Below are 23598 nucleotides of genomic sequence, written 5' to 3' on the forward strand. Positions count from 1 at the left end.
AAGTGATCGGCCGATTCTAGGAGCCGCCCCCCGCCCGCCCTACGAAGTTATTTGCATACGCTCATGCCTGCCTGACACGCCGACGCCCGCCCCGAAACGGCCCACAACTCGCTCACAACTCGCCCACCATTCGCCCTTCAGCGCGCGTGACGCCAGCGATTGACGGCCTTGCGCAGCTCGCTGAACCCGAGCACGACGCTGGCCATGGCGACGCAGACGCCCCACTGGCCGAGGCTGAGCGGCGTCGTGCCAAAGGCCACGTTCAACACCGGCAGGTGCACCACCGCCATCTGCAACAGTACCGATGCCGCCACCGTCGCCCACAGCCAGCGATTGGAGAAAGGCTGCGCAAAAGCGCTGACGTCTTCGGAGCGGGCGTTGAAGCAGTTGAAAAGCTGCGCAAAGACCAGCACGGTGAAACACGCCGTGCGCGCAAGCACAAGATCGCCCGTTCCCTCGACCAGTCCGCCGGGCAGAAAGATATCGAGGGTCAACAGGCTCGTCAGCGCCATCACCACGCCGATTTCCACAACGCCAAACCACATGCGCGCGTCGATCACCCGCTCATCGCGTCGGCGAGGCCGGCGCGCCATGACGTCGCCGGCAATCGGATCGACGCCCATCGCCAGTGCCGGGCCGGCATCGGTCACCAGATTGATCCACAGAATCTGCGCCGCCAGTAGCGGCAGCACCACTACGCCGCCCGTCACCGCGTCGGGCGATGCCAGCCCAATCACGCCGGCACCGACGACGCCGAGAAACACCGTCAGCACCTCGCCGAGATTCGACGACAGCAAATAGCGCAAAAACTTGCGGATGTTGTCGAGCACGCCGCGCCCCTCACGCACGGCATCGACGATGGTGGCAAAATTGTCGTCGGCGAGGATCATTCGGGCAGCCTCGCGCGTTACCTCGGTGCCCGTGACGCCCATGGCAATGCCGATATCGGCGGCCTTGAGCGCCGGGGCGTCGTTTACGCCATCACCCGTCATCGCCACCACCTCGCCCGCCGCTTGCAGCGCAGCGACGATACGCAGCTTGTTGCGCGGTGCGACACGCGCAAACACCGAGGTGTGCCGCACCGCCACCGCCAAAGCTTGCGCATCGAGCGCGTCCATCGCCACTCCGGTCAGAACGGGGCTGCCGGCGGCGACGATGCCAAGATCGGTGGCGATGCGCAGCGCGGTACGCGGGTGATCGCCGGTAATCATGATGACGCGGATGCCCGCCCCGTGCGCCTCACGCACGGCCGCCGCCACCTCGTGGCGCGGCGGATCGATGATGCCGACCATACCGAGAAAGACGAGCCGCTGCTCCGCCGCCTCGTTCAAGGCTTCGTCTTCGGCGAGCGTGCGGTACGCCACGGCGAGCGTACGTAAAGCCGCCTCCGACAGCGTGGCAAGGTCCGCCAGCAGACGCTGGCGCCAGGTCTCGTCGAGCGCCACCATCGTCGTGCCGAGGCGTAGCCGCGTGCAGCGCAGCAGCAGCACATCGGGCGCGCCCTTGCACACGAGCACGCGCGCGTCGCCCTGCGCATGGTCCGCGTTGAGCGTCGACATCATCTTGCGATCCGAGGTGAAAGGCAGTTCGCCGATGCGCGAAAAGCGTTGCTGCCGCAGCGCCTCCGGGCTGTCGCGGCCCGTTACCGTGCCATCCGCCGTATCTTCCGCCACATCTTTCACTCCACCTGCCGCCACTCCCGCCAGCTTGCGCTCGGCAACGAGGAAGGCCGCCTCGGTCGGATCGCCCTGAATCGCCCAGTGCAAGTCCTCCGCCTGTTGCAAACGGGCGTTCCCCGCCAGGCAGCCGCCGCCGATGACGGCCGCTTGCTCGTCGCGCAGATTGCCTGTCGCCGGCAGCGGCACCTCCCCGGCCAAGAACTCGCCCTGCGGCGTGTAACCAACGCCGCTGACGGTCGTCGCCCCGGAGGGAGTCAGCACCCGCACAATCGTCATTTGCGCCCGCGTCAGTGTGCCGGTCTTGTCAGCGGCGATCACCGAGGTACTGCCGAGCGTTTCCACCGATGCCAGATTTTTGACGATGGCGTGGCGCCTCGCCATGCGCAGCACGCCCAGGGCGAGGACGACCGAGATAATCGCCGGCAAGCCCTCCGGCACCGCCGCCACCGCCAGCGAGACGCCCAGCAGCAGCACATGGATCACGTCGGCCAGCGAACGCAGATCGGAAATCAGCAGGATCACCGCCACAACGAGCGCCGAAATGAGCACGGCTGCCATGCCGAGGGCGCGGCCGATGTAGGCGATCTCCCGCTGCAAGGGCGTCGGCGCTTCTTCGGTCGCATCGAGCAGCGAGGCGATCCGCCCCATTTCCGACGCCATGCCCGTCGCCGTGACAATGGCCGTCCCCGTCCCCTGCACGACGGCAGTGCCCTTGAAAACCATGCACAGACGGTCGCCGGGTGTCGCCGCCTGCGCGAGCGTCGCGACATCCTTTTGCACCGCTTCGCTTTCGCCGGTGAGCGACGATTCCTGCACGCGCAAGGACGCGCAGCGCAGCAGCCGCGCATCGGCGCCGACGGCATCGCCTTCGGCGAGCAGCAGGAGGTCGCCGCAGACCAGCCCTGCCGCCGCAATGCGGCTCGGCACGCCGTCGCGCACGACGGTCGAACTCACCGCCGTCATGCGCGCCAGCGCGGCCACGGCGTTGGCCGCCTTGGCCTCCTGCAGATAGCCGAGCAAGGCGTTCAAGACGACCACCAGCGCAACGACGATGGCATCCGTCGGCCAGCCCTGCCGCCCCTCGACGAACCAGGCGACGAGCGCGACACCGGCAGCGGCGAGCAAGAGGTAAACGAGCGGATCGGCCAGTTGCGCGAGCATGCGGCGCCAGGCCGCACGCGGCGGCATGACGCGCAGCGCGTTGGCGCCGTCGCGCCGCAGACGTTCGGCGGCCAGCGCCGCCGTCAGCCCACGCTCGCCATCGCTCGCCAGCCGGCGCACCACCTCGCTGACATCGCAGAGCGACGGATCTTCGGGCGCCGACATGTCAGGCGTCAAATCGTGTTGCACGGGGCGGCTGACGGGCTTCATGGCAGCGGCTCACTGCCAGCCGAAACGGCGCAGGTAGACGCGCTTCATCAGCGTCGTCAGCACGGCGTAGCCGGCGAGAATGCCGAGGAGCCAGACGAAATACAGCGGCGGCAAGGTTTCTAGTTTGAAATACGGCGCCAAGGCGCCCATCGGCAACCACAGGCCGATGGCCATGATCGCCAGCGTCATCGCCGTCAGCGGCGCGGCGGCACGGCTTTCGATGAAGGGCAGTTTCGGCGTGCGCAGCATGTGCACCACCAGCGTCTGCGTCAGCAGACCGACGACGAACCAGCCCGACTGGAAAAGTCGCTGTTCCGCCAGCGTGTTGGCGCTGAATACCCACCACATCACGGCGAAGGTCAGCAGGTCGAAAAGCGAACTGATCGGCCCGAAAAAAACCATGAAACGACCGATATCACGGGGATTCCACTGCAAGGGCTGGGCCACGAGCTCGGCGTCGACCCGGTCAAAGGGAATACCGGTCTGCGAGATGTCGTAGAGCAGGTTCTGCGCCAGCAACTGCAAGGGCAACATCGGCAGAAAAGGCAGGAAGGCGCTGGCCACCAGCACGGACAGCACGTTGCCGAAATTCGAGCTGGCCGTCATGCGGATGTACTTGAGCATGTTGCAAAACGTCGTGCGTCCCTCGACGACGCCGGTGTCGAGCACCATCAGGCTCTTCTCGAGCAGGATGATGTCGGCCGCTTCCTTGGCGATATCGACCGCCGAATCGACGGAAATACCGATATCGGCGGCGCGCAGGGCCGGCGCGTCGTTGATGCCGTCGCCCATGAAGCCGACGACGTGCCCGCCTCGGCGCAGCGCATGGACGATACGCTCCTTGTGCAATGGCGTCAGACGGGCGAACAGGCGGTACGCTTCGACCGCCTTGGCCAACGCCGCCTCGTCCATCGCGTCCAGCTGCGTGCCGAGCAAGACCTTGTCCGCCGGCAGACCGACCTGACGGCAGACATGCGCCGTCACGCGTTCATCGTCGCCGCTCAAGACCTTGACGTTAATGCCGTGCGCCGCCAATGCCTTGAGCGCCGGCATCGCCGACTCTTTGGGCGGATCGAGAAAGGCGATGAAACCGAGCAGCGCCAGCGCCGTTTCGTCGGCCACCGAGTAGGCCGTCTGCGCGGGCGGCAGCGTTTTCACCGCCAGCGCCACGACGCGCAGCCCCTCGTCGTTGAACTGCTGCGTCACCGCGTGCACGCGGGCGCGCAGCGCAGCATCGAGCGCCAACTCCTGCGGTGCTGCCTCGCTGTTCGGCGAGGCGGCGGTGGGCGGCGCCAGCGCGGTATTTTCCGGCGGCTCCGCGACGCCCTTGCCGCCCAAGGCGCCCGCCAGGGCGCCGGCGCGGACGTGCGTGCAAGCCGCCAGCACCTCCTCGACCGCCCCTTTGCAGATCAACTCGTGATGCACATCCTTGCCATCCACCATGACGGCGACCACGACCGACATGCGCCGACGCACGAAATCGAAGGGGATCTCGTCGATCTTGCGATAGGCGTCCTTGAGCTTCAGCGTCGTCGGCAACTCGACGTGCTCCAGCACGGCGCGATCCAGCAGGTTTTTCAGGCCCGTCTGATAGAAGCTGTTGAGGAAGGCGACCTCCAGCACCGCGCGCGCCGTCTCGCCATAGATATCGACGTGACGCGCCACCGCGATCCGGTCCTGCGTCAGCGTGCCGGTCTTGTCGGTACACAGCACGTCCATGGCGCCAAAGTTCTGGATCGCGTCGAGACGCTTGACGACCACCTTCTGCCGCGCCAACAGGACCGCCCCTTTCGCCAGCGTCGTCGTGACGATCATCGGCAACATCTCCGGCGTCAGGCCGACTGCGACCGACAGCGCGAAGAGAAACGCCTCGCTCCAGTTGCCTTTCGTCGCGCCCACGAGCAAAAAGACAATCGGCACCATCACCAGCGCAAAGCGGATCAACAGCCAGCTGACGCCATTGACGCCGATCTGAAACGCCGTCGGCGCCGGATCATCGACCGGCAAAGCCGCCAGCGCGCCAAAGTAGGTGCGCGCGCCGGTGGCAAAGACGATGGCCGTCGCCGCACCCGAAACCACGTTGGTGCCCATGAACAGCAGGTTGCGCTGCGCGAGCGGATCGTCGGCGCTGGAAGCCGACACAGCCCCGGCCTCGCCGCCGCCCGGCGCCAGTGCGCTGACGAATTTCTCGACCGGCAGCGATTCCCCGGTCATCGCCGCCTGCGCGACGAAAAGATCGCGCGCCGTCATCACCCGGCAATCCGCCGGAATCATGTCGCCGGCCGAAAGCACTACCCAGTCGCCGGGGACGAGACGACGCAGCGGAATCTCCTGACGGCCGCTGCCATCGTCCGGTACGCCGGCTGGCGCAGGCGTCACCGTAGTCGGCGGCCGCAGCACCGTCGCCGTCGTGCTGACCATCGCCTTCAAGGAGTCGGCCGCCCGGTGTGAGCGGCCCTCCTGCACGAAGCGCAACAAAGTGCTCAACACAACCATGGCGCCGATGACGACCGTCGCCTTGGCATCGGCGCTCAGGTACGACAAGACCGCCAGCACCGTCAGCAAGAGGTTGAACGGGTTGCGGTAACAGCGCCAGACATGCCGCCACCAGGGCAGCGGCGCCTCATGCTCGACCTCGTTCGGCCCGCCGCGCGCAAGGCGTCGCGCCGCCTCATGGGCCGTCAGCCCCACCGCGCGCGAGTCGAGGCGGACAAGCAGGGCCGCCGGATCTTCACGCGCCACCCGCAGCAGATCGCGTCCCAGCCCCTCCGACGGCGCTTGTGCCGGCCCGCGCCGGGCGAGCGAATCCGCCAGCCGGGGCCGCCCGCAGTGCCGCAAGGCGCGCCGACGCTTCAAAAATCGGGCCATCACCGGGATCAACACCGCGCCTCCCCTGTAGTGACCCGGTGACATCGTCCGCCGCGCGGCGCCACGCGCCACGCCGGGAAACGTCCCGCGCCCTGAAAAAACCCTCGGGCAAGGAGCCTAGGGGGCGCCGCCCGCCACGACCGTGCGCTGACGCACAGACTCAGCGCCGGCTTGCGATAAAGCTGGCCCAACCCGCCACTCACGGCGGGGGCACAGCCCTCAAGGAGAGCGCAATGACAACGATGACAATCCGGATAAATCGTCAACCGACACCGCGCTATGGTTACCGGCGGGTAATCGCCAGCGTATTCCTTGGCGGAATGCTGCTGTATTCCAGCGGCGGTTTTGCCGCCGACGACAAGCCTTCCGCGACGCGCGAATACGTCAAGGACTCGGTCATCACCACCAAGATAAAAAGCCAGCTGGCCGCCGAAAAACTATCGAGCCTGATTCACATCACGGTCGATACCGACAAGCAGGGCGTCGTCGTGCTCGGCGGCACGGCAACGAGCCAGGCCGGCGTCGATCGGGCAATTGCCATCGCGCACAGTGTCTCGGGAGTCACCGCCGTCGAAAACACGATCCGGGTGATCGGCGACAAATACTGAGTACGCGAGAAGCACCGTGGCGACATTCCTCCGGCAGCAGCACTGGCGACGGGCAGCGCGCGATCTGGGGCTGCTCGCCGCGCTGCTCGCCGGCCCGCAGGCTCCCCTGCAGGCGCAGACGGCGCCTCTGTGGGCAGGCGCTCCCGTCGTTTCAAGCGCTCCCGTCGGCCCCGTTGCTCCCACTGCCAACGGCGCTGGCGTCGCGCCCGTCGATGCGACAACGACGGCAACGCAGGAGGAAGCAGAAGACGGGCTGCGCTTTCGCTGCCCGTCCGCGGTACTGCCGGCACTTTCCCTCGCCGTGCGCCACTACCTCGCCACGCTCGACATTGAGGCAAAGCACTACACGGTAACCATCGACCACGACGCCGGTACGCTGCGCTTTACCCTGAACACTCCCGCCAGCGATACCAACACGCTGACGCTCGCCGCGCGCGCTGAGTTCGGCATCGTCCCGGAGCGCTACGCGCTGCCCGCCAAACGGGGCGTCACGCGCACCATTCGCACGGTGTCGGCGAAAGAAATTGTGCTGGCGCTGATGCAGCATGGGCGTCGCACCGATTTTGCCGGTGACGCCTGCCGCGTCGACGCTTTGCGCGAGCACGTCGGAATTCGCCAAAACATCGTCGCCTGGGCCGAGGACCTGAAATGGGGCTGGCCCGACCGACGCCCCGCGCGCTGGAATCGCGCCTACTGGCGCGACGGCAATCTGCGCAAACACCGCCAACTCGCCGCTGCCGTCAACGATGCTTTCCAGAATCCGCGCCAATACGAAATCGGCTGCTACACGGCGACCAAGCTCGTCATCATTCAGGGAATACTCGACTACTACACGCGCATAGAAAAAAACCCCGCCACCGCTCGCCTGATTGAAGCACGTTTATTGGCCGACAAAGACCCGCTCGCTCATCTCGAACCGGGGAACATGTGGGATTTCGATAGCCGGTTCAATCCCACGCATGACAGCGGGAAACTACTGCGCGTCAATTACAACATCGCCTCCGACAATTTCGTTCCGGGCGACTGGAGCTATTTTCTCAATACCGACCCCGTCAGCCGGGACAAGAATGGCTACGAAGGATCAAACCCGATTTATCTCGGGCAAAACCGCTTTGTCGATTACTACAACGAACACCATCATTCGTTTACGTTTGAAGAAAAGCTCGACGACATCTACCAGTGGCGACACGCCGTATTCAATCGCCAGCGTGACCGCGACAACATCCAGCCCCTGTCGTCGCACGACTACGAACGACTGAGCCAGTCGCCAGAACGGGGCGGCCTGCTGACCACCTTGCGGACGACGCCCTGCTACTTCGGCTTCGAAGCCTTGCAACACTGCGCCACCCCGGCGAGTACGCCTATCGCCCCCGTCGCCGCGCGCAGGTGATTGGCATATCGCCCGGCGGAATTCGCCCAGCGCAAAAAAACGCGCTCGCAAGCGGCGCAGAAAAAAACGAGAAAAAGAGCTTTACACCCCCCGCTTCGCTCCCTATAATGCGCCCTTCTTTCGAGCGGGGGTATAGCTCAGCTGGGAGAGCGCTTGCATGGCATGCAAGAGGTCAGCGGTTCGATCCCGCTTACCTCCACCAGCCGGAAGAAGTCGTCGGCCTGATGTTATGCCGGTGAAGCAGTAAAGTTTTTGAACACACTAGGTCCCCATCGTCTAGAGGCCTAGGACACCGCCCTTTCACGGCGATAACCGGGGTTCGAATCCCCGTGGGGACGCCAAGCTCTAGCAATAGAGTTCTGGCAAGGCAGTAAAGATTGAAGAGGTTTCAATCGCTCCGGTCGCTTGCGACCGATGAATGCGGAGTGGTAGTTCAGTTGGTTAGAATACCGGCCTGTCACGCCGGGGGTCGCGGGTTCGAGTCCCGTCCACTCCGCCAACATTTTCAAAACTATTGATATTTCGACACTAATCGATAATCGGTAGTTTGTGATGCACTTTGGCAGAATGCCCGAATAACCGGGCGTCAATCCACGAACGTCGCGGATTCCATCGTCACCACATAAACAGTGCCGGCTGAAAAACCCACCACCGGCGTCGTGTTCTCGCTTCGTATTCTGCGCATTCCTTCGCGCCATTCTTGGCATATATCAGCAGCTGTCGCCTCGCCGTGGGTTTCGGGCGAATTGTTTTGTCAGCGCAACGCGATTGATGATCGTGCGGTGAAATTTAGACCGTACAGCATCGAGAATTCGAGTAGCGAATAAACGGACAGATACGTCGTCGACGCAAAAGTAGTTCGCGCGACCCCCTGCACCATCACTGAATTACGAACCTTGAATCGCTTACGCCAGCAATCGCCGCAAGCAGGGCATCGCGTCGAATAGCTCACCGACCAAGCAAGACCGCTGACGCGCGGCATGCAGCACGAAGCACGGATTACATGGATTACGAATCAGCGGGGATCGCCTGACCCGAAACACTCTGAACCGGCGATGACCAACGATTCGAGCGGACACAAAAAAGCCCTTCGCGAAAAGGGCTTGAATGTTCTGATGGCGGAGAGGGTGGGATTCGAACCCACGTGCCGGTTTTACCCGACCATCCGATTTCGAGTCGGCGCCGTTATGGCCACTTCGGTACCTCTCCAACAGAGGCGCGGATTCTAGCACAGGACTTGGCAATTTGAAGCAACTTCGTCTCTTTATTGTAATTGTTTTATTGTCGCTGACTGCGTGCAGCGACGGTGTCATCGCGCCACTGCATCGTCCGCAGGAATTAGTGGTGATTACGCGCGAGGGACCGACGACGTTTACGGCCGACGCCAACCTCGGTGAAGCCGGCTTCGAGCACGATCTGGCGACCATGTTTGCCGAGGAAGTCGGTCTGCCCATCCGCTTCATCGTTGCCAGCGACGAAGACGAGGCGCTGCAAAAACTGCGCAAGGGCGACGCACAACTCGCCGCCGCCTGGCTGACGCCCGAAATCGATCCCGCGCTGCCGGCGAGCCAGCCCTTCGCCGAGAGCGGCAGCATCGTCGTCACCCACGAAGCCTCGCTCCCCGTATCCGACGTCGCCAGCCTCAATAGCAAGACGGTTTACGTCCTCGCCGGCTCGCGTCAGGCGGATGTGTTGCGCGAACTCAAAGAAAAAGCGCCGCGACTGAAAATCCAGGAAGTCCATGCCAGCAGCCCGCTCGACCTGCTGGAAGGCGTCGCACACCAGCGCTATGGCGCCGTACTGGTCGACCACACGGCCTTCGATATTGGCGCGAATTTCTATCCCGAGCTGATCGGTGACCTCGAAGTCGGCCCCGATGAGCCGATTTCCTGGCTTTTCGCGCCCGGAAGCGACGTCAAACTCAAGCAGAAGGCGGATGCCTTCATCGAGAGGAAACTCAGCGACGGCACGGTCGAACGCCTGAAAGACCGCTATTTCGGCCATGTCGAGCGACTCGACCAAGCCGACATCGAGGGCTTTCTGGATCGCATGCGCAATACGCTGCCGCAGTACCGCGACCTCTTTCAGGAAGCGCAGGCACGCACCGGCATCGATTGGCGCCTGCTAGCCGCGCTGGCGTATCAGGAATCGCTGTGGAATCCGCAGGCAACGAGCACGACCGGCGTACGCGGCATGATGATGCTGACGACAGAAACCGCCGACCGGCTGCGCGTCAGCAACCGCCTCGACGCGCGGCAAAGCGTGCTGGCGGGGGCGCGCTACCTTGCCGAACTGCGCGACTCACTGCCAAGCAGCGTGCGCGGCCCCGACCGACTCTGGATGGCCGTCGCCGCCTACAACCTCGGCCTCGGACACATGAACGGCGCCCGCAGCATCGCCAGCAGCCTGAAGGTGAATCCGGACGCCTGGTACGAAATGAAGAAAGTCCTGCCGCTCCTCGCGCGCCCGGACTACTACCACCGACTGAAATCCGGCAAGGCACGCGGTGGCGAAGCGGTCATTCTGGTCGAGAACGTGCGCATCTACGCAGACATCCTCGGTCGCCATGAACTCGCCTGGCGCCCCATGCCGCGGCGCGCCGACGGCAATACCGAACTCGCTGGCACGCCGACACTCAACAACCGCTGAATCAACCGCCGCTGCGTCAGCCAGAGCGCCCCTGAGTGAGTCATACGCTCGCCACCCGCACACACCGCGCGCATGGCGAGACCGCCCCGCGAGTTACGCCGTAATCCGCTCGCTGCCACCGAGATACGGCCGCAATACCGGCGGCACGGTGATGCTGCCATCGGCGTTCTGGTAGTTCTCGAGGATGGCCACCAGCGTACGCCCTACCGCGAGGCCGGAACCGTTGAGCGTATGCACCAGCTCGGGCTTGTTCTTCTCGTTGCGGAAACGCGCCTGCATGCGGCGCGACTGGAAGGCGCCGAAATTGGAGCACGAGGAAATCTCGCGGAAGGTGTTCTGCGCCGGCAGCCAGACTTCGAGGTCGTAGGTCTTGGCGGCAGAAAATCCCATATCGCCGGCGCATAGCAGCACGCGGCGATACGGCAAGCCGAGACGCTCGAGAATCGTTTCCGCCTGACGCGTAAGCGCTTCGTGCGCCTCCGCCGACTGTTCAGGCAGGACGACCTGCACCAACTCGACCTTGTCGAACTGATGCTGGCGGATCAGACCGCGCGTATCGCGGCCGTAGGAACCGGCTTCAGAACGGAAGCACGGCGTATGGCTGACGAAGCGCAACGGCAGCGTTTCGCGCGCCAGAATTTCGCCGCGAACGATGTTGGTGACGGGCACTTCCGCCGTCGGGATCAAATACAGCGGTTCACCTTCACCGCCTTCTTCGCCCTCCCCCGCCTCCGGGTTCTTCTGCCGCGGCACGCGGAAAAGATCCGCCTCGAATTTCGGCAACTGGCCGGTGCCAAACAGGCTCGCCGCATTCACGAGATACGGCACGTACAGCTCCGTATAGCCGTGCTCGAGCGTATGAACGTCGAGCATGAATTGCGCGAGCGCGCGGTGCAAACGGGCGAGAGGCCCCTTCAGCAGCGAAAAACGGGCGCCAGAGATCTTTGCCGCCGCCGCGAAATCGCACTGCCCCAGGCCTTCGCCGAGATCGACATGATCCTTGACCGGAAAATCGAACTCCCGCGGCGTCCCCCAGCGATGCACTTCGACGTTGTCGCGCTCGTCGTGACCGGCCGGCACGTCGTCGGCCGGCAGATTCGGAATGACGGCGACGAAATCGTCGAGTTGCGGCAGCAACTGCGCCAGACGCGCCTCGCTTGCCTCGAGTTCGGCCTTGAGCGCCGCGACTTCGGCCATCAGATCAGTCGCGTCGCCACCTTTGCCCTTGCGCTGGCCGATTTCCTTGGAGAGCGCATTGCGCCGCGCCTGCAACTCCTGCGTACGGGCCTGCAAGGACTTGCGCTCGCCTTCAAGCGCCAGAAAAGGCGCGAAATCCCAGGTCTTGCCGCGCTTGGCGAGACCTTCGGTAACGGTGTCCAGCTGGTTTCGAAGCAGTTGAATGTCGAGCATGATCAGTCCTTGTGCGTGTGTCGTGCCTGTCGGTCGAGTTCGCGCAACTGCGCGAGTTTCTCGCCGATACGGATTTCCAGCCCGCGATCGGTCGGGCGATACCATTCTGTGGGGGGCATGCCATCGGGGAAGTAGTTCTCGCCTGCCGCGTAGGCGTTCGCCTCGTCGTGCGCGTAGCGATATTCCTTACCGTAGCCAAGATCCTTCATCAGCCGTGTCGGTGCGTTGCGCAGATGCACCGGCACCGGCCGCGATCCGTCCTTGGCAATGAAGGCGCGGGCGGCATTATAGGCGACATAGGCAGCGTTCGACTTGGCAGCCATCGCCAGATAAATCACGGCTTCAGCCAAAGCCAGCTCGCCCTCGGGCGAACCGAGACGCTCATACGTGTCGGCTGCGGCCAGCGTCATCTGTGCAGCGCGCGGGTCCGCCAGACCGATGTCTTCCCAGGCCATGCGCACGATCCGCCGCGCCAGGTAGCGCGGGTCGGCGCCACCGTCGAGCATGCGGCAAAACCAGTACAGCGCCGCATCCGGATTCGAGCCCCGCACCGACTTGTGCAGGGCTGAAATCTGGTCGTAGAACGCGTCTCCACCTTTATCGAAACGCCGCAGATTCTGCGCCAGCGTCGAATCGATGAAGGCGCCGTCGATCTCGCTCACACCGGCGGTCTGCGCCGCTGTGCGTGCCTGTTCGAGCAGGTTGATCAGCCGGCGCGCGTCGCCATCGGCCACCCCGACCAGCCGCGCACGCGCCTCCTCGCTGAAAGCTAGTCCGGGCAAGGCTTGCGCCGTCGCCCGGACAAACAGCTGTCCCAACTCGTCTTCCGAGAGCGGTTGCAGCACATAGACCGAGGCGCGCGAGAGCAGGGCCGAATTCACCTCGAAGGAAGGATTCTCGGTCGTCGCCCCGACGAAGGTCACCAGCCCGGCCTCGACGAAAGGCAAAAAGGCGTCCTGCTGCGACTTGTTGAAGCGATGGACCTCATCCACAAACAGGATAGTGCGTCGCCCGCGCGCGCGCGAAGCCTCCGCCGTACTCAAGGCCTCGCGAATGTCCTTGACGCCGGAAAACACCGCCGACAAGGCGATGAAATCGGCATCGAACGCCTTCGCCATCAGGCGCGCCAGCGTCGTCTTGCCAACCCCTGGCGGCCCCCAGAGAATCAGGGAGTGCAGGGTTCCCGAAGCGAAAGCCAGACGCAGCGGTTTCCCCGGCCCGAGCAAATGCTGCTGACCGATAATTTCGTCAAGGGATTGCGGACGGAGCAACTCGGCGAGCGGCGCGGGCGGCGTCGGCGCGTTCGCAGGCGCAGCGCGGCCAGCCGGCGCCGCCGCGTGGCCAAAGAGGTCGCCGGAATCGTCGCTGGCGGCCATCACTCGCCGATGACGTCGGTTCCCGCCGGCGCGGTAAAGCGGAATAGCGCCGGAGCGAGCGCCGGGTTGCGCTCGAAGTGCGAGAAGCGCAGCGTCGTCGTCTGGCCGAAATTATCAAAGAGCTGCATGGCGCGCAGATCATTACCGGCAAAGCCGATGCGCACGCGCTCGAAGCCGCTGTCCGCCGCGCGCGGCGTCGCCTCCAGCCAGTCGAGACCATCGGCCTCGCCGGCCTCCTTCAGGATGAAGCGTTTCTCCAGCGCGCGATCACCGGCCAGAAGTGCGGCGGGCGTGCTGCCCATCGCGTCCCCAACACGCTTGACCGTCACCTGCCGCAGTTCGGGATCGTGAATCCAGACACGCTCCCCGTCACCCACCAGCAGTTGCTGGTACGGACGATCGATCTGCCAGCGGAATTTTCCCGGCCGTGACAGCATCATCACACCGGACGACTGCTGCCGCGTACGCGCATCACGCGACACCAGCTGCTGCGAAAAATCGGCGCGCATGGTTTGCGTCGATTCCAGAAAGCGTTGCAACTTCTCGATAGCGGCGGCCTGCGCGGCAGCGCTGGCAAGCGACAAGCTCCCCGCCAGCGAAAGCGCGAACAGCCATTTACGGCCCTGCTTCATCATTCCTCCGTCCTGCGCGACAGCACCTCGCGGCCGCCTCGCGCGTCCATGGCCGATACCAGTCCGGCCTTTTCCATGGCTTCGATCAGCCGCGCAGAGCGGTTGTAGCCAATGCGTAGATGGCGCTGCACCAGCGAAATCGACGCCCGGCGATTTTTCAGCACGACATCAACGGCCTGATCGTACAGCGGGTCCGCTTCCGCATCGCCCGCCGCGCCGTCCTCGCCGGCTGCCTCGTCGTCGCCTGCGGCTCCGGTCAGCACCCCTTCTTCATAATCCGGCGGGCCGGCCTGCTTCAGATAGTCGACGACGCGATGCACTTCGTCGTCATCGACAAAGGCGCCGTGCACGCGCGTCGGATAGCCGGTGCCCGGCGCCAGATACAGCATGTCCCCCTGCCCCAGCAGCGCCTCGGCGCCCATCTGGTCAAGGATGGTGCGCGAATCAATCTTCGACGACACCTGGAACGAGATACGCGTCGGGATGTTGGCCTTGATCAGCCCGGTGATCACGTCCACCGATGGCCGCTGCGTCGCCAGCACGAGGTGGATGCCCGAGGCACGCGCCTTCTGCGCCAGCCGCGCAATCAATTCCTCGACCTTCTTGCCGGCCACCATCATCAGGTCGGCCAGCTCGTCGATCACGACGACGATGTTCGGCATCGTCGTCAGCGGCTCGGGCGCTTCCGGCGTCAGCGAGAGCGGGTTCGGAACCTTTTCACCCGCCTTTTCGGCATCACGAATGCGCTGGTTGAGGCCGGCGATGTTGCGCACGCCAACCATCGACATCAGCTTGTAGCGCCGCTCCATCTCGGCGACGCACCAGGACAAGGCATTCGCCGCTTGTTTCATATCGACCACGACCGGCGCCAGCAAATGCGGGATGCCCTCGTAGATCGACAGTTCGAGCATTTTCGGGTCGACCAGAATCAGGCGCACGCGGTCGGGTTCGGACTTGTAGAGCAGCGACAGGATCATCGCGTTGATACCGACCGACTTGCCCGAACCGGTCGTCCCGGCCACCAGCACATGCGGCATTTTGGCCAGATCGACCACTACCGGCAGCCCGCCGATATCCTTGCCGAGCGTGATCGTCAGCGGTGCCGCAAGGTCGTGATACGCCTTGCTGGAAATGATCTCCGACAAGCGCACGATCTGCCGGCGCGGATTGGGGAGTTCGAGCGCCATGCACGACTTGCCGGGCACCGTCTCGACCACGCGCACCGATACCAGCGACAGCGAGCGCGCCAGATCCTTGCCCAGGTTGACGATCTGCGCGCCCTTGACGCCGACCGCCGGCTCGATCTCGTAGCGCGTGATCACCGGCCCCGGATACGCTGCCAGCACTTTGACAATGACGCCGAAATCGGCGAGCTTGCGCTCGATCAGGCGCGACGTGAATTCCAGCGTATCGGCCGCTGGGCGCTCGCTCTGCGCCGGTGCGGGCGCCAGCAGATGCAGCGGCGGCAACAAGCCGCCTTCGATGGCCTCGGGGAAAAGCGGCACCTGGCGCTCGCGCTCGATGCGCTTTTCGGCTTTGACCGAAACCGGCGCGGGTGGCGGCGGGGTGTCATCGATGAACACCGGCTCATGCGCCTCGACCCGTCGCTTTTCGACCTCGACGACCGCCTCCCGCTCACGGGCCGTCTCACGGCCGATGCGTCGATCACGCCAACGCTCGATGGCATCGCGTACACCGAACACGGCGCCTTCGAGCAAGGCCCCGAAATGCTCTGCCGCACCGATCCACGACATGCCGGAAAAGAGACTCCAGCTGACGGCAAAAATGGCGATGAGCACCAGTGTTGCGCCGGTATAGCCGAGGTAGCGCGCGGCCAGCGAGCCCAATTCAAGGCCAAGCATTCCGCCCGGCGCAAGGGGCAATGGCTGCTTGAGCGTGTAGAAGCGCAGCGCCTCAAGAGCGCAACTGGCGACCAGAAGGAGAAGGAAGCCAGCCAAGGCGATCAGCAACGGGCGTCGGTCGGCACTGCGCAAGCCATCGAGACGGCGATAGCCGCGCCAGACGAGAACAACGAAGAGCGCGATCACCCACCAGGCCGACAGGCCAAACAGGTAAAGCAGCATATCGGCGAGCCACGCCCCGGCGCGGCCGGTCGGATTGTGCAGCGCACTCGTCGCCGCCGCGTGCGACCAACCGGGATCGGCACGATCGTAACCCCACAATGCCAGCGCCAGAAAGGCGGCTACCGCCATCAGCGCCAGCCAGCGCGACTCCTGAATGACGAGGACGATTTTCTCCGGCAGCGGGCTGGGCGCCGTCTCGGTACGCTTGGTGTTCCTGGTGGCGGTCGTAGCCATCGGCTGGAAGGACGAATTCCCGGAGAGTGAAAGGGGTGCGGAACAATACGCAGCGTCAATGGGCCGACGCCGTATCCAGGCTGGATTATAGCCGCCAGGCGTCCGAAGTCAGCGCCTTGCGAGGCGCGGCGACGTACCCCGCTGGCCCGGCAGCGCCAGCAAACTAGGGAAGGCTGGCGGCACCGTCACCCAGACGCCGCCAGTCGGCGGGCGCCGACGGTGATAGCGCAGCGCGAAAGAGCGCCGTGATCGTTTTGGCGTCGGTGATCTCACCGCTTGCTACCGCCTCGACGGCAGCGGCGAACGACAGGCTTAGGACATCGAGGAACTCGCCGGCGTCGAGCTGCTGCTCACCGACACGTCGCACGCCACGCGCGAGGAAAATCTCGATCCGCTCGTTGGAATAGCCGATGCACGGGTGCATCACGCCAAGGTGCAGCCACGCATCGGCAACGTGACCGGTTTCTTCGCGTAGCTCGCGCTGCGCGGTGGCGAGGATGTCTTCGCCCGCATCGATCTTGCCCGCCGGCAATTCAAGAAAGACGCGATGCAGGGGATAGCGAAACTGCCGCTCGAACAGCAGTTCGCCGTTAGGCAACTCGGCGACGATGACGACGGCTCCCGGATGTCGGACATACTCGCGCACCGACTCGGAGCCGTCGGGCAAGCGCACCCGATCGCGGCGGACATCCAGAAGACGCCCGGCGAAGACCTGCTCACTGGCGAGCGGCTCTTCGTGCAGGGCGTCGTTCATGCTCGCTGCCTCAGGCAAAGACCGACAGCGACAGACGGATCGCCAGCAGGCAGAACCACATCAGTGTATCGGGGAAGAGTCCCAGCAGGGCGACGGCCAGGCCGTTGGCCGAGATGAGCGCCTTGACTTCAAGCGGCGCCTGTATCGGCGTCGGATCGGCGGGCGCGTCGAAGTACATCAGCTTGACGACACGCAGATAGTAGAAAGCGCCGATCAGGGAGAAAATCACTGCGACAACGGCCAGCCAGATCTGGCCCGAGGCGACCACCGCCTGCAGGACGGCGAATTTGGCGAAGAAGCCGACGAAGAACGGGATACCCGCCATCGACAGCATGAGCATCATCAGCATGGCGGCGAACCACGGATTACGACGGTTCAGCCCCTTGTAGTCGTCGAGGTCTTCCGCCTCGAAACCGGCACGCGCCATCAGCAGGATCATGCCGAAGGCACCGGCACTGCTGAGGACGTAGATGACGACATAGAACAGCGCCGAACTGTAGGCATTCAGGGTAAAGCGGGCATCGCCGCCGACCACGCCGACCGCCAGACCGAGCAGCATGAAGCCCATGTGCGCGATAGCCGAATAGGCGAGCATGCGCTTGAAGTTATGCTGCGCAATGGCGGCCACGTTACCCAGCACAATCGACAGCACCGCCATGATCAGCAACATCATCTGCCAGTCGTACGAGAGCGTCAGCAGACCGTTGGCGAGGATGCGCAGGACGATGGCGAAGGCGGCAAGCTTCGGCGCCGTACCGATGAAGAGGCCGACTGCCGTCGGCGCGCCGTGATAGACGTCGGGAATCCACATATGGAAAGGCACGACGCCCAGTTTGAAGGCCAAACCCGCGACGAGGAAGACGAGGCCGAGGACGAGAATGCTGTGATTGGCGACGCCGGCCTGGAGTCGCTCGGCGACCTCGCCGATCTCCAGCGAGCCGACGGCGCCGTAGATCATCGACATGCCGTAGAGCATGAGGCCGGAAGCCAGCGCACCCAACACAAGGTATTTCATCGCCGCTTCGGCGGCAGTCGCCGAGTCGCGATTGAGCGCGACCATCGCGTAAAGCGACAGCGAGAGAAGCTCGACGCCGAGGAAGATGGTAATGAAGTGATTGGCCGAGATCATCACCATCATGCCGAGCGTGGCAAAGAGGGTGAGCGTGTAGAACTCGCCGCGCCCGAGCAGCGGTCGATCGACGACGTAAGCCCGCGCGTAAAAGAGAACGATGATGTCCGTCAGATATAGCAACTGCTTGAGCATGTCGGCCAGAAAATCATGGACGTACATGTTGCTGAAGGTATAGACGACCTCACCTGAGGTACCAGCCCAGGTGACGACGGCGGCGCCGACCAGCGTCAGCTGCGTCAGCGCGAAGACGGCGGTACGCCGCGTGTCCTTCACGAACAGGTCGACAAAGAGAATCAGGCAGGCCATGGCCAGCACAAAGAGCTCCGCCGAGGCGGGACGCAGATCGGGCAGGATGAATGGCATTTCGGCGAGAGTCATGGCGCGGCGGCGTCCTTACTGGATCTTGCTGACGGCGACGTGGCGCAGGAGCTCATTGACCGAGCTGTGCATCACTTCAGTGAATGGCTGCGGATAGACGCCCATGGCAATAACCGCCACGGCCAGCAGCGCAAGAATGGCGAATTCGCGCGGAGTCACATCCTTCAGTTGCGCGACAGGCTCACGCGTCACGGCACCAAAGATGACGCGCTTGACCATCCACAGCGTATAAGCGGCCCCGAGAATCAAGGTCGTCGCTGCGGCGAATGCCAGCCAGAAATCCGTCTGGATGGTGCTGAGAATAACCATGAACTCGCCGACGAAACCGGAGGTCGCCGGCAGCCCGGCATTGGCCATCGCAAACAACATGAAAAAGGCGGCAAACTTTGGCATGGTGTTTACCACACCACCGTAGTCGGCGATGCGGCGCGTATGCATGCGGTCGTACATCACACCAATACAGAAGAACATGGCGCCGGAGACGAAGCCGTGCGAAATCATCTGCACCAGCGCACCTTCCAGCCCCATCTGGGAAAACAGGAAAATGCCGAGGGTGACAAAGCCCATGTGCGCGATCGACGAATAGGCGACGAGCTTTTTCATGTCCTCCTGCACCAGCGCGACAAAGCCGATGTAGACGACCGCAATCAGCGACAGAGCAATCAGCAAGCCGGCAAGTTCATGCGCCGCGTCCGGGGCAATCGGCAGCGAAAACCGGATGAAGCCGTAAGCGCCGAGCTTCAGGGCGATGGCCGCCAGAACGATGGAACCACCGGTCGGCGCCTCGACGTGGGCGTCGGGCAACCACGTATGCACTGGCCACATCGGAATCTTGACCGCGAACGCCACCAGGAAGGCAAGGAAAATCCAGATCTGCTCGCCATGCGACAGCGGCGTCTGGTGCCAGTCGAGAATGGAGAAACTGCCACCGGAGGCGAAGAAGAGATAAAGCAGTGCCACCAAAAACGGCAGGGAGCCAGCCAGCGTGTAGAGGAAGAATTTGAACGCTGCATAGACGCGATTGGCGCCGCCCCAGATGCCGATGATGAGATACAGCGGGATCAGAGAAGCTTCGAAAAACACATAGAACAGGACACCATCGAGCGACGAGAAAATGCCGTTCATCAGCCCCGACATGATCAGGAAAGCCGCGTTGTACTGCGCCACCTTGTGATCGATGACGCGCCATCCCGCCAGCACGACGATGACCGTGATGAAGCTGTTGAGTATGACAAAGAGCATCGAAATGCCATCGACGCCGAGCAGATACTGGATATTGAAGCGGGCGATCCAGCGGTGCTGTTCGACGAACTGCATGCCGGAAGACGCCAGATCGAAGCCGGTGTAGAGCGGCAACGTGACCGCCAGGCCGACCAGCGCGGCAACGAGGGCCAGCGCCCGCGTCAGCGGCGCATTGCGATCACCGCCGGTCGCCAGCAAGGCGCAGCCGGAGAAGATCGGTATCCAGATAGCGAGAGATAGCAGTGGAGCCTCTGACATGGTGTTCCCGGTTGTTCCGTTTCAGGCGCGTCCGACCCAGAGCGTCAGGGTCATGAGAACGAGCAGTCCGAAGATCATCGTAAAGGCGTAGTGATAAATCCGCCCGGATTGCAGGAAGCGCAGCACTGCCGCCGCCCAGCCGACAAAGCGCGCCGAGCCGTTGATGAAGCCATCGATCACGCGCACGTCGCCGCCTTGCCAGAAACCGCGCCCGAGCAGGCGGGCGCCGCCGGCGAAAACGGTTTCATAGAAGCGGTCGAAGTAATACTTGTTTTCCAGCACGGTATTAAGCGGCCCGAGTCGCGCCTGCCAGACCGCCGGCAGATCGGGGCGACGCAGGTAGAGGAACCAGGCGAGTGCGACGCCAGAGGATGCCAGCCAGAACGGGGCGCTGCTCAGACCGTGCAGAGCCATCGCGGCGGCGCCGTGGAAGTGCTCGGCGAGTTCGCGCATGCCCGGATGGGCGACTTCGTCGATGAGGATGGCGTCGGCAAACCAGCCACCGAAGAGCATCGGCTCGATGGCCACATAACCGATCAGCAATGAAGGAATCGCCAGCAGGATCAGCGGCAGCGTCACGACCCACGGGCTTTCGTGCGGCTTTTCGCCGGGCGGCAGACCTTGGTGCTCATCATGGGAGGCATGCTCATCATGCGCTGCATGCCCGCCTGCCCCGTGTGACGCCGCACCGAAACGCTCCTTGCCATGGAACACCAGGAAGAACATGCGGAACGAGTAGAAAGCAGTGACGAACACGCCGATCAGCAGCGCCCCGTAAGCCAGACCAGCGCCCGGAATCGACGAGGCCTCAACCGCCTCGATGATCGAATCCTTGGAGTAGAAACCGGCGAAGAGCGGCGTGCCAATCAGCGCCAGCGAACCAATCAGCGAGGTGATCCACGTCACCGGCAGGTAACGCGCAAGACCGCCCATGCGCCGGATGTCCTGATCGTGGTGCATGGCCATGATCACCGAACCGGCTGCCAGGAAGAGCAGCGCCTTGAAGAACGCGTGGGTCGTCAGGTGGAAGATCGCCACCGGATACGCCGACACGCCGAGTGCGACGGTCATGTAACCCAACTGCGACAGGGTCGAGTAGGCAACGACGCGCTTGATGTCGTTCTGGATGATGCCAAGAAAGCCCATGAAGAGGGCCGTGATGGCGCCGATGATGACGATGAACGAAAGCGCCGTATCCGAGAGTTCGAACAGCGGCGACATGCGCGCCACCATGAAGATACCGGCGGTGACCATAGTCGCCGCGTGGATGAGCGCCGAGATCGGCGTCGGGCCTTCCATCGAGTCGGGCAGCCACACATGCAGGGGCACCTGCGCCGATTTGCCCATGGCGCCGATGAACAGCAGGATGCAGATGGCAGTAATCACCGAAACGGCCGCCACATCGGCACCAAACAAGGGGATCGTCTCGCCGACGAGCGCCGGCACGCGGGCGAAGACCGCCGCGTAATCGAGCGTACCGAAGTAAGCGAGCACCAGACCGATCCCGAGCAGGAAGCCGAAGTCGCCGACGCGATTGACCAGGAACGCCTTGAGGTTGGCGAAAATCGCCGTCGGCCGCGTATACCAGAAACCGATCAGCAGATAGGAGACGAGCCCGACCGCTTCCCAGCCAAAAAACAGCTGCATGAAGTTGTTGCTCATCACCAGCATCAGCATCGAGAAGGTGAACAGTGAGATATAACTGAAGAAACGGTTATAGCCGGGGTCGTCGCGCATGTAGCCGATGGTGTAGATATGCACCATCAGCGACACGAAGGTGACGACCAGCATCATCGACACCGTCAGCGGGTCGATCAGGAAACCGACTTCAAAAGCGTAGTCGCCGGTGGTCAGCCACTGATAGACCGTGCCGTTGAAACGCGCGCCGCCGGCGACTTCGCGGAAAGCCAGCAGCGCCGCCACGAAGGCCGTCGCCACGCCGGCGATCGCCGCCGTGTGCGCGACGCTGCGCGCAATGACGCGACAGAAAAGACCGGCGACCAGCGCGCCGGCCAGCGGGGCGAAGACAGCGACGAGGGAGAGACTCTTCAGATCCATACGCGCTCAGCCGTTCAGACGATCCAGATCATCCACATGGATGGTCTTCAGGTTGCGGAACAAGACAACCAGCACAGCCAAGCCGATGGCGGCCTCGGCAGCAGCGACGACGAGAATGAAGAAGACGAACACCTGACCATCGACGTCATTCATGAAGCGCGAGAAAGCGATGAAGTTGGTATTGACCGCGAGCAGCATCAACTCGATCGACATCAGCAGGACGATCAGGTTTTTGCGGTTGAGGAAAATACCGACCACGCCGATCGCAAAGAGGATCGCGGCGAGGATCAGGTAATGCGACAGTGTCAGCAAAGCGTCTCCCGTTATTCGTGTCGATGCGCCGGTCTTACTCGCCCGCCTGCGGCACCGAGTCTTCGAGCTTTTCGGACGGCATGCTGACCAGACGAACCCGGTCGCTTGCCTTGACCAGCACCTGCTGTGCCGGATCCATGGCCTTGGTTTGCCTGCGTTGACGTCCCGTCAGCGCAATCGCGGCAACGATGCCGACGAGCAGAATGACCGACGCCACCTCGAAAGGATAAACGTAGTCGGTGTAGATCAGTCGGCCGATTTCCTTGACGTTGCTGTCCGTCACCAGCGCCGGAACGCGGTTTTCAAAGAGGTCGAAGTAGCTGCCGCCGATGACAACGCCCATTTCGAGCGCCATCAGGGCTCCCACCGTGGCGCCCAGCGGCAGATAGCTCCAGAAGCCCTCGCGCAAGCGATCCAGATTGATATCGAGCAACATCACGACGAAGAGGAAGAGCACCATCACCGCGCCGACATAGACGAGGACCAGCGTAATGGCGAGAAACTCTGCCTCCAGCAACATCCAGATGCCGCCGCCGGACACAAAGGCCAGCACGAGATAAAGCACGGCACGCACAGGATTGCGCGCGGTGATGACGCGCAGGGAGGCGAACACCAGCACGGCGGAAAACAGGTAGAAGACGACGCTCTTGAAATCCATGATCTGACTCGTCAGCGATACTTGGCGTCGCTCTCGCGGTCGGCGGCAATTTCCGCTTCGTAGCGGTCACCGTTCGCGAGGAGCATCTGCTTGGTGTAATAGAGGTCGCCGCGTTGCTCGCCGTGATACTCGAAGACGCGTGTCTCGACGATTGCATCGACCGGACAGGCTTCTTCGCAGAAGCCGCAGAAAATGCACTTCGTCAGATCGATGTCGTAACGGGTGGTTCGACGCGATCCGTCGTCACGCTGCTCGGAGTCGATCGTAATCGCCAAGGCCGGGCAGACGGCTTCGCACAACTTGCAGGCGATGCAACGCTCCTCGCCGTTCGGATAACGGCGCAAGGCATGCAAGCCACGGAAACGCTGACTCAGTGGCGTCTTCTCTTCGGGGTAATGGACGGTGATCTTGCGCGCCAGCATGTAGCGCCCGGTCACCGACAGCCCTTGAAACAGCTCCTTGAGCAGCAGGCTCTTGAAGATATCCTTCATTGATCCCATAGCCG

The 23598-nt window shown here is 63.4% G+C and carries 16 protein-coding genes and 4 tRNA genes; 6 read left to right on the plus strand and 14 right to left on the minus strand.

Going from position 1 to position 23598, the window contains the following annotated elements; all coding sequences use genetic code 11:
* Positions 1-137: 137 nt before the first annotated feature.
* Positions 138-3050, minus strand: a complete 2913-nt coding sequence (locus tag GHK24_RS05025) for a cation-translocating P-type ATPase (protein WP_277986404.1) — start codon at positions 3048-3050, stop codon at positions 138-140.
* A gap of 9 nt (positions 3051-3059) precedes the next feature.
* Positions 3060-5918: a magnesium-translocating P-type ATPase gene (mgtA, locus tag GHK24_RS05030; RefSeq protein ID WP_153469911.1), complete on the minus strand. Its 2859-nt coding sequence runs from the start codon at positions 5916-5918 to the stop codon at positions 3060-3062.
* Between the two features lie 233 nt (positions 5919-6151).
* Between mgtA and GHK24_RS05035 the strand changes: the two genes are divergently transcribed.
* From GHK24_RS05035 to GHK24_RS05055, 5 genes are all read left to right on the plus strand, one after another.
* Entirely contained in the window at positions 6152-6526 is a 375-nt protein-coding gene (locus GHK24_RS05035) for a BON domain-containing protein (protein ID WP_228384539.1), read from the plus strand.
* 16 nt (positions 6527-6542) lie between these two features.
* A complete protein-coding gene (locus GHK24_RS13880; RefSeq protein WP_153469914.1) occupies positions 6543-7916 on the plus strand; it encodes a hypothetical protein in 1374 nt (457 codons plus the stop codon).
* Positions 7917-8042: 126 nt separating this feature from the next.
* A tRNA-Ala gene (locus GHK24_RS05045) sits at positions 8043-8118 on the plus strand.
* Between the two features lie 63 nt (positions 8119-8181).
* Positions 8182-8257: transfer RNA gene (locus tag GHK24_RS05050), tRNA-Glu, on the plus strand.
* Positions 8258-8338: 81 nt separating this feature from the next.
* Positions 8339-8415 (plus strand) — tRNA-Asp (locus GHK24_RS05055).
* A 617-nt stretch (positions 8416-9032) separates the two neighbouring features.
* Here the strand turns inward: GHK24_RS05055 and GHK24_RS05060 are convergent.
* Positions 9033-9125 (minus strand) — tRNA-Ser (locus tag GHK24_RS05060).
* Between the two features lie 72 nt (positions 9126-9197).
* Between GHK24_RS05060 and mltF the strand changes: the two genes are divergently transcribed.
* Positions 9198-10565 (plus strand): membrane-bound lytic murein transglycosylase MltF, encoded by a 1368-nt coding sequence (mltF, locus tag GHK24_RS05065; protein ID WP_194286379.1) that lies wholly within the window; start codon positions 9198-9200, stop codon positions 10563-10565.
* A gap of 93 nt (positions 10566-10658) precedes the next feature.
* Here the strand turns inward: mltF and serS are convergent, their stop codons facing one another.
* From serS to nuoI, 11 genes are all read right to left on the minus strand, one after another.
* Entirely contained in the window at positions 10659-11975 is a 1317-nt protein-coding gene (gene serS / locus GHK24_RS05070) for a serine--tRNA ligase (protein WP_153469920.1), read from the minus strand.
* Positions 11976-11977: 2 nt separating this feature from the next.
* Positions 11978-13351, minus strand: a complete 1374-nt coding sequence (locus GHK24_RS05075; protein WP_153469923.1) for a replication-associated recombination protein A — start codon at positions 13349-13351, stop codon at positions 11978-11980.
* On the minus strand, positions 13351-13986 hold the full coding sequence (gene lolA, locus GHK24_RS05080) for an outer membrane lipoprotein periplasmic chaperone LolA (RefSeq protein WP_228384540.1): 636 nt from the start codon (positions 13984-13986) through the stop codon (positions 13351-13353). Before lolA ends, GHK24_RS05075 begins: the two co-directional genes overlap by 1 nt.
* Positions 13983-16301, minus strand: a complete 2319-nt coding sequence (locus GHK24_RS05085) for a DNA translocase FtsK (protein ID WP_153469926.1) — start codon at positions 16299-16301, stop codon at positions 13983-13985. The genes lolA and GHK24_RS05085 overlap by 4 nt, the downstream gene beginning before the upstream one ends.
* A 163-nt stretch (positions 16302-16464) precedes the next feature.
* Positions 16465-17055, minus strand: coding sequence for an NUDIX domain-containing protein (locus tag GHK24_RS05090; RefSeq protein ID WP_153469929.1), 591 nt, complete (start codon positions 17053-17055; stop codon positions 16465-16467).
* Positions 17056-17065: 10 nt separating this feature from the next.
* Entirely contained in the window at positions 17066-18550 is a 1485-nt protein-coding gene (nuoN, locus tag GHK24_RS05095; RefSeq protein ID WP_153470406.1) for an NADH-quinone oxidoreductase subunit NuoN, read from the minus strand.
* A 30-nt stretch (positions 18551-18580) separates the two neighbouring features.
* Positions 18581-20065, minus strand: coding sequence for an NADH-quinone oxidoreductase subunit M (locus tag GHK24_RS05100; protein ID WP_153469932.1), 1485 nt, complete (start codon positions 20063-20065; stop codon positions 18581-18583).
* 21 nt (positions 20066-20086) lie between these two features.
* Positions 20087-22123 carry an NADH-quinone oxidoreductase subunit L gene (nuoL, locus tag GHK24_RS05105; protein WP_153469935.1) on the minus strand — a complete coding sequence of 679 codons (2037 nt, stop codon included), beginning with the start codon at positions 22121-22123 and terminating at the stop codon, positions 20087-20089.
* 6 nt (positions 22124-22129) lie between these two features.
* Positions 22130-22435, minus strand: coding sequence for an NADH-quinone oxidoreductase subunit NuoK (gene nuoK, locus GHK24_RS05110; protein WP_153469938.1), 306 nt, complete (start codon positions 22433-22435; stop codon positions 22130-22132).
* Positions 22436-22469: 34 nt separating this feature from the next.
* Positions 22470-23093, minus strand: coding sequence for an NADH-quinone oxidoreductase subunit J (locus tag GHK24_RS05115; RefSeq protein WP_153469942.1), 624 nt, complete (start codon positions 23091-23093; stop codon positions 22470-22472).
* Between the two features lie 11 nt (positions 23094-23104).
* Entirely contained in the window at positions 23105-23593 is a 489-nt protein-coding gene (nuoI, locus tag GHK24_RS05120) for an NADH-quinone oxidoreductase subunit NuoI (RefSeq protein WP_153469945.1), read from the minus strand.
* Positions 23594-23598: the final 5 nt, after the last annotated feature.

The organism is Rhodocyclus gracilis (assembly GCF_009617575.1).
GTDB lineage: Bacteria > Pseudomonadota > Gammaproteobacteria > Burkholderiales > Rhodocyclaceae > Rhodocyclus > Rhodocyclus gracilis.

Excerpts from the sequence above, each read along its gene's own strand:
- GHK24_RS05025 (WP_277986404.1), bottom strand. The coding sequence starts at position 3,050 with ATGAAGCCCGTCAGCCGCCCCGTGCAACACGATTTGACGCCTGACATG.
- mgtA (WP_153469911.1), bottom strand. The coding sequence starts at position 5,918 with ATGGCCCGATTTTTGAAGCGTCGGCGCGCCTTGCGGCACTGCGGGCGG.
- GHK24_RS05035 (WP_228384539.1), top strand. The coding sequence starts at position 6,152 with ATGACAACGATGACAATCCGGATAAATCGTCAACCGACACCGCGCTAT.
- serS (WP_153469920.1), bottom strand. The coding sequence starts at position 11,975 with ATGCTCGACATTCAACTGCTTCGAAACCAGCTGGACACCGTTACCGAA.
- GHK24_RS05075 (WP_153469923.1), bottom strand. The coding sequence starts at position 13,351 with ATGGCCGCCAGCGACGATTCCGGCGACCTCTTTGGCCACGCGGCGGCG.
- lolA (WP_228384540.1), bottom strand. The coding sequence starts at position 13,986 with ATGATGAAGCAGGGCCGTAAATGGCTGTTCGCGCTTTCGCTGGCGGGG.
- GHK24_RS05085 (WP_153469926.1), bottom strand. The coding sequence starts at position 16,301 with ATGGCTACGACCGCCACCAGGAACACCAAGCGTACCGAGACGGCGCCC.
- GHK24_RS05090 (WP_153469929.1), bottom strand. The coding sequence starts at position 17,055 with ATGAACGACGCCCTGCACGAAGAGCCGCTCGCCAGTGAGCAGGTCTTC.
- nuoN (WP_153470406.1), bottom strand. The coding sequence starts at position 18,550 with ATGCCATTCATCCTGCCCGATCTGCGTCCCGCCTCGGCGGAGCTCTTT.
- GHK24_RS05100 (WP_153469932.1), bottom strand. The coding sequence starts at position 20,065 with ATGTCAGAGGCTCCACTGCTATCTCTCGCTATCTGGATACCGATCTTC.
- nuoL (WP_153469935.1), bottom strand. The coding sequence starts at position 22,123 with ATGGATCTGAAGAGTCTCTCCCTCGTCGCTGTCTTCGCCCCGCTGGCC.
- GHK24_RS05115 (WP_153469942.1), bottom strand. The coding sequence starts at position 23,093 with ATGGATTTCAAGAGCGTCGTCTTCTACCTGTTTTCCGCCGTGCTGGTG.
- nuoI (WP_153469945.1), bottom strand. The coding sequence starts at position 23,593 with ATGGGATCAATGAAGGATATCTTCAAGAGCCTGCTGCTCAAGGAGCTG.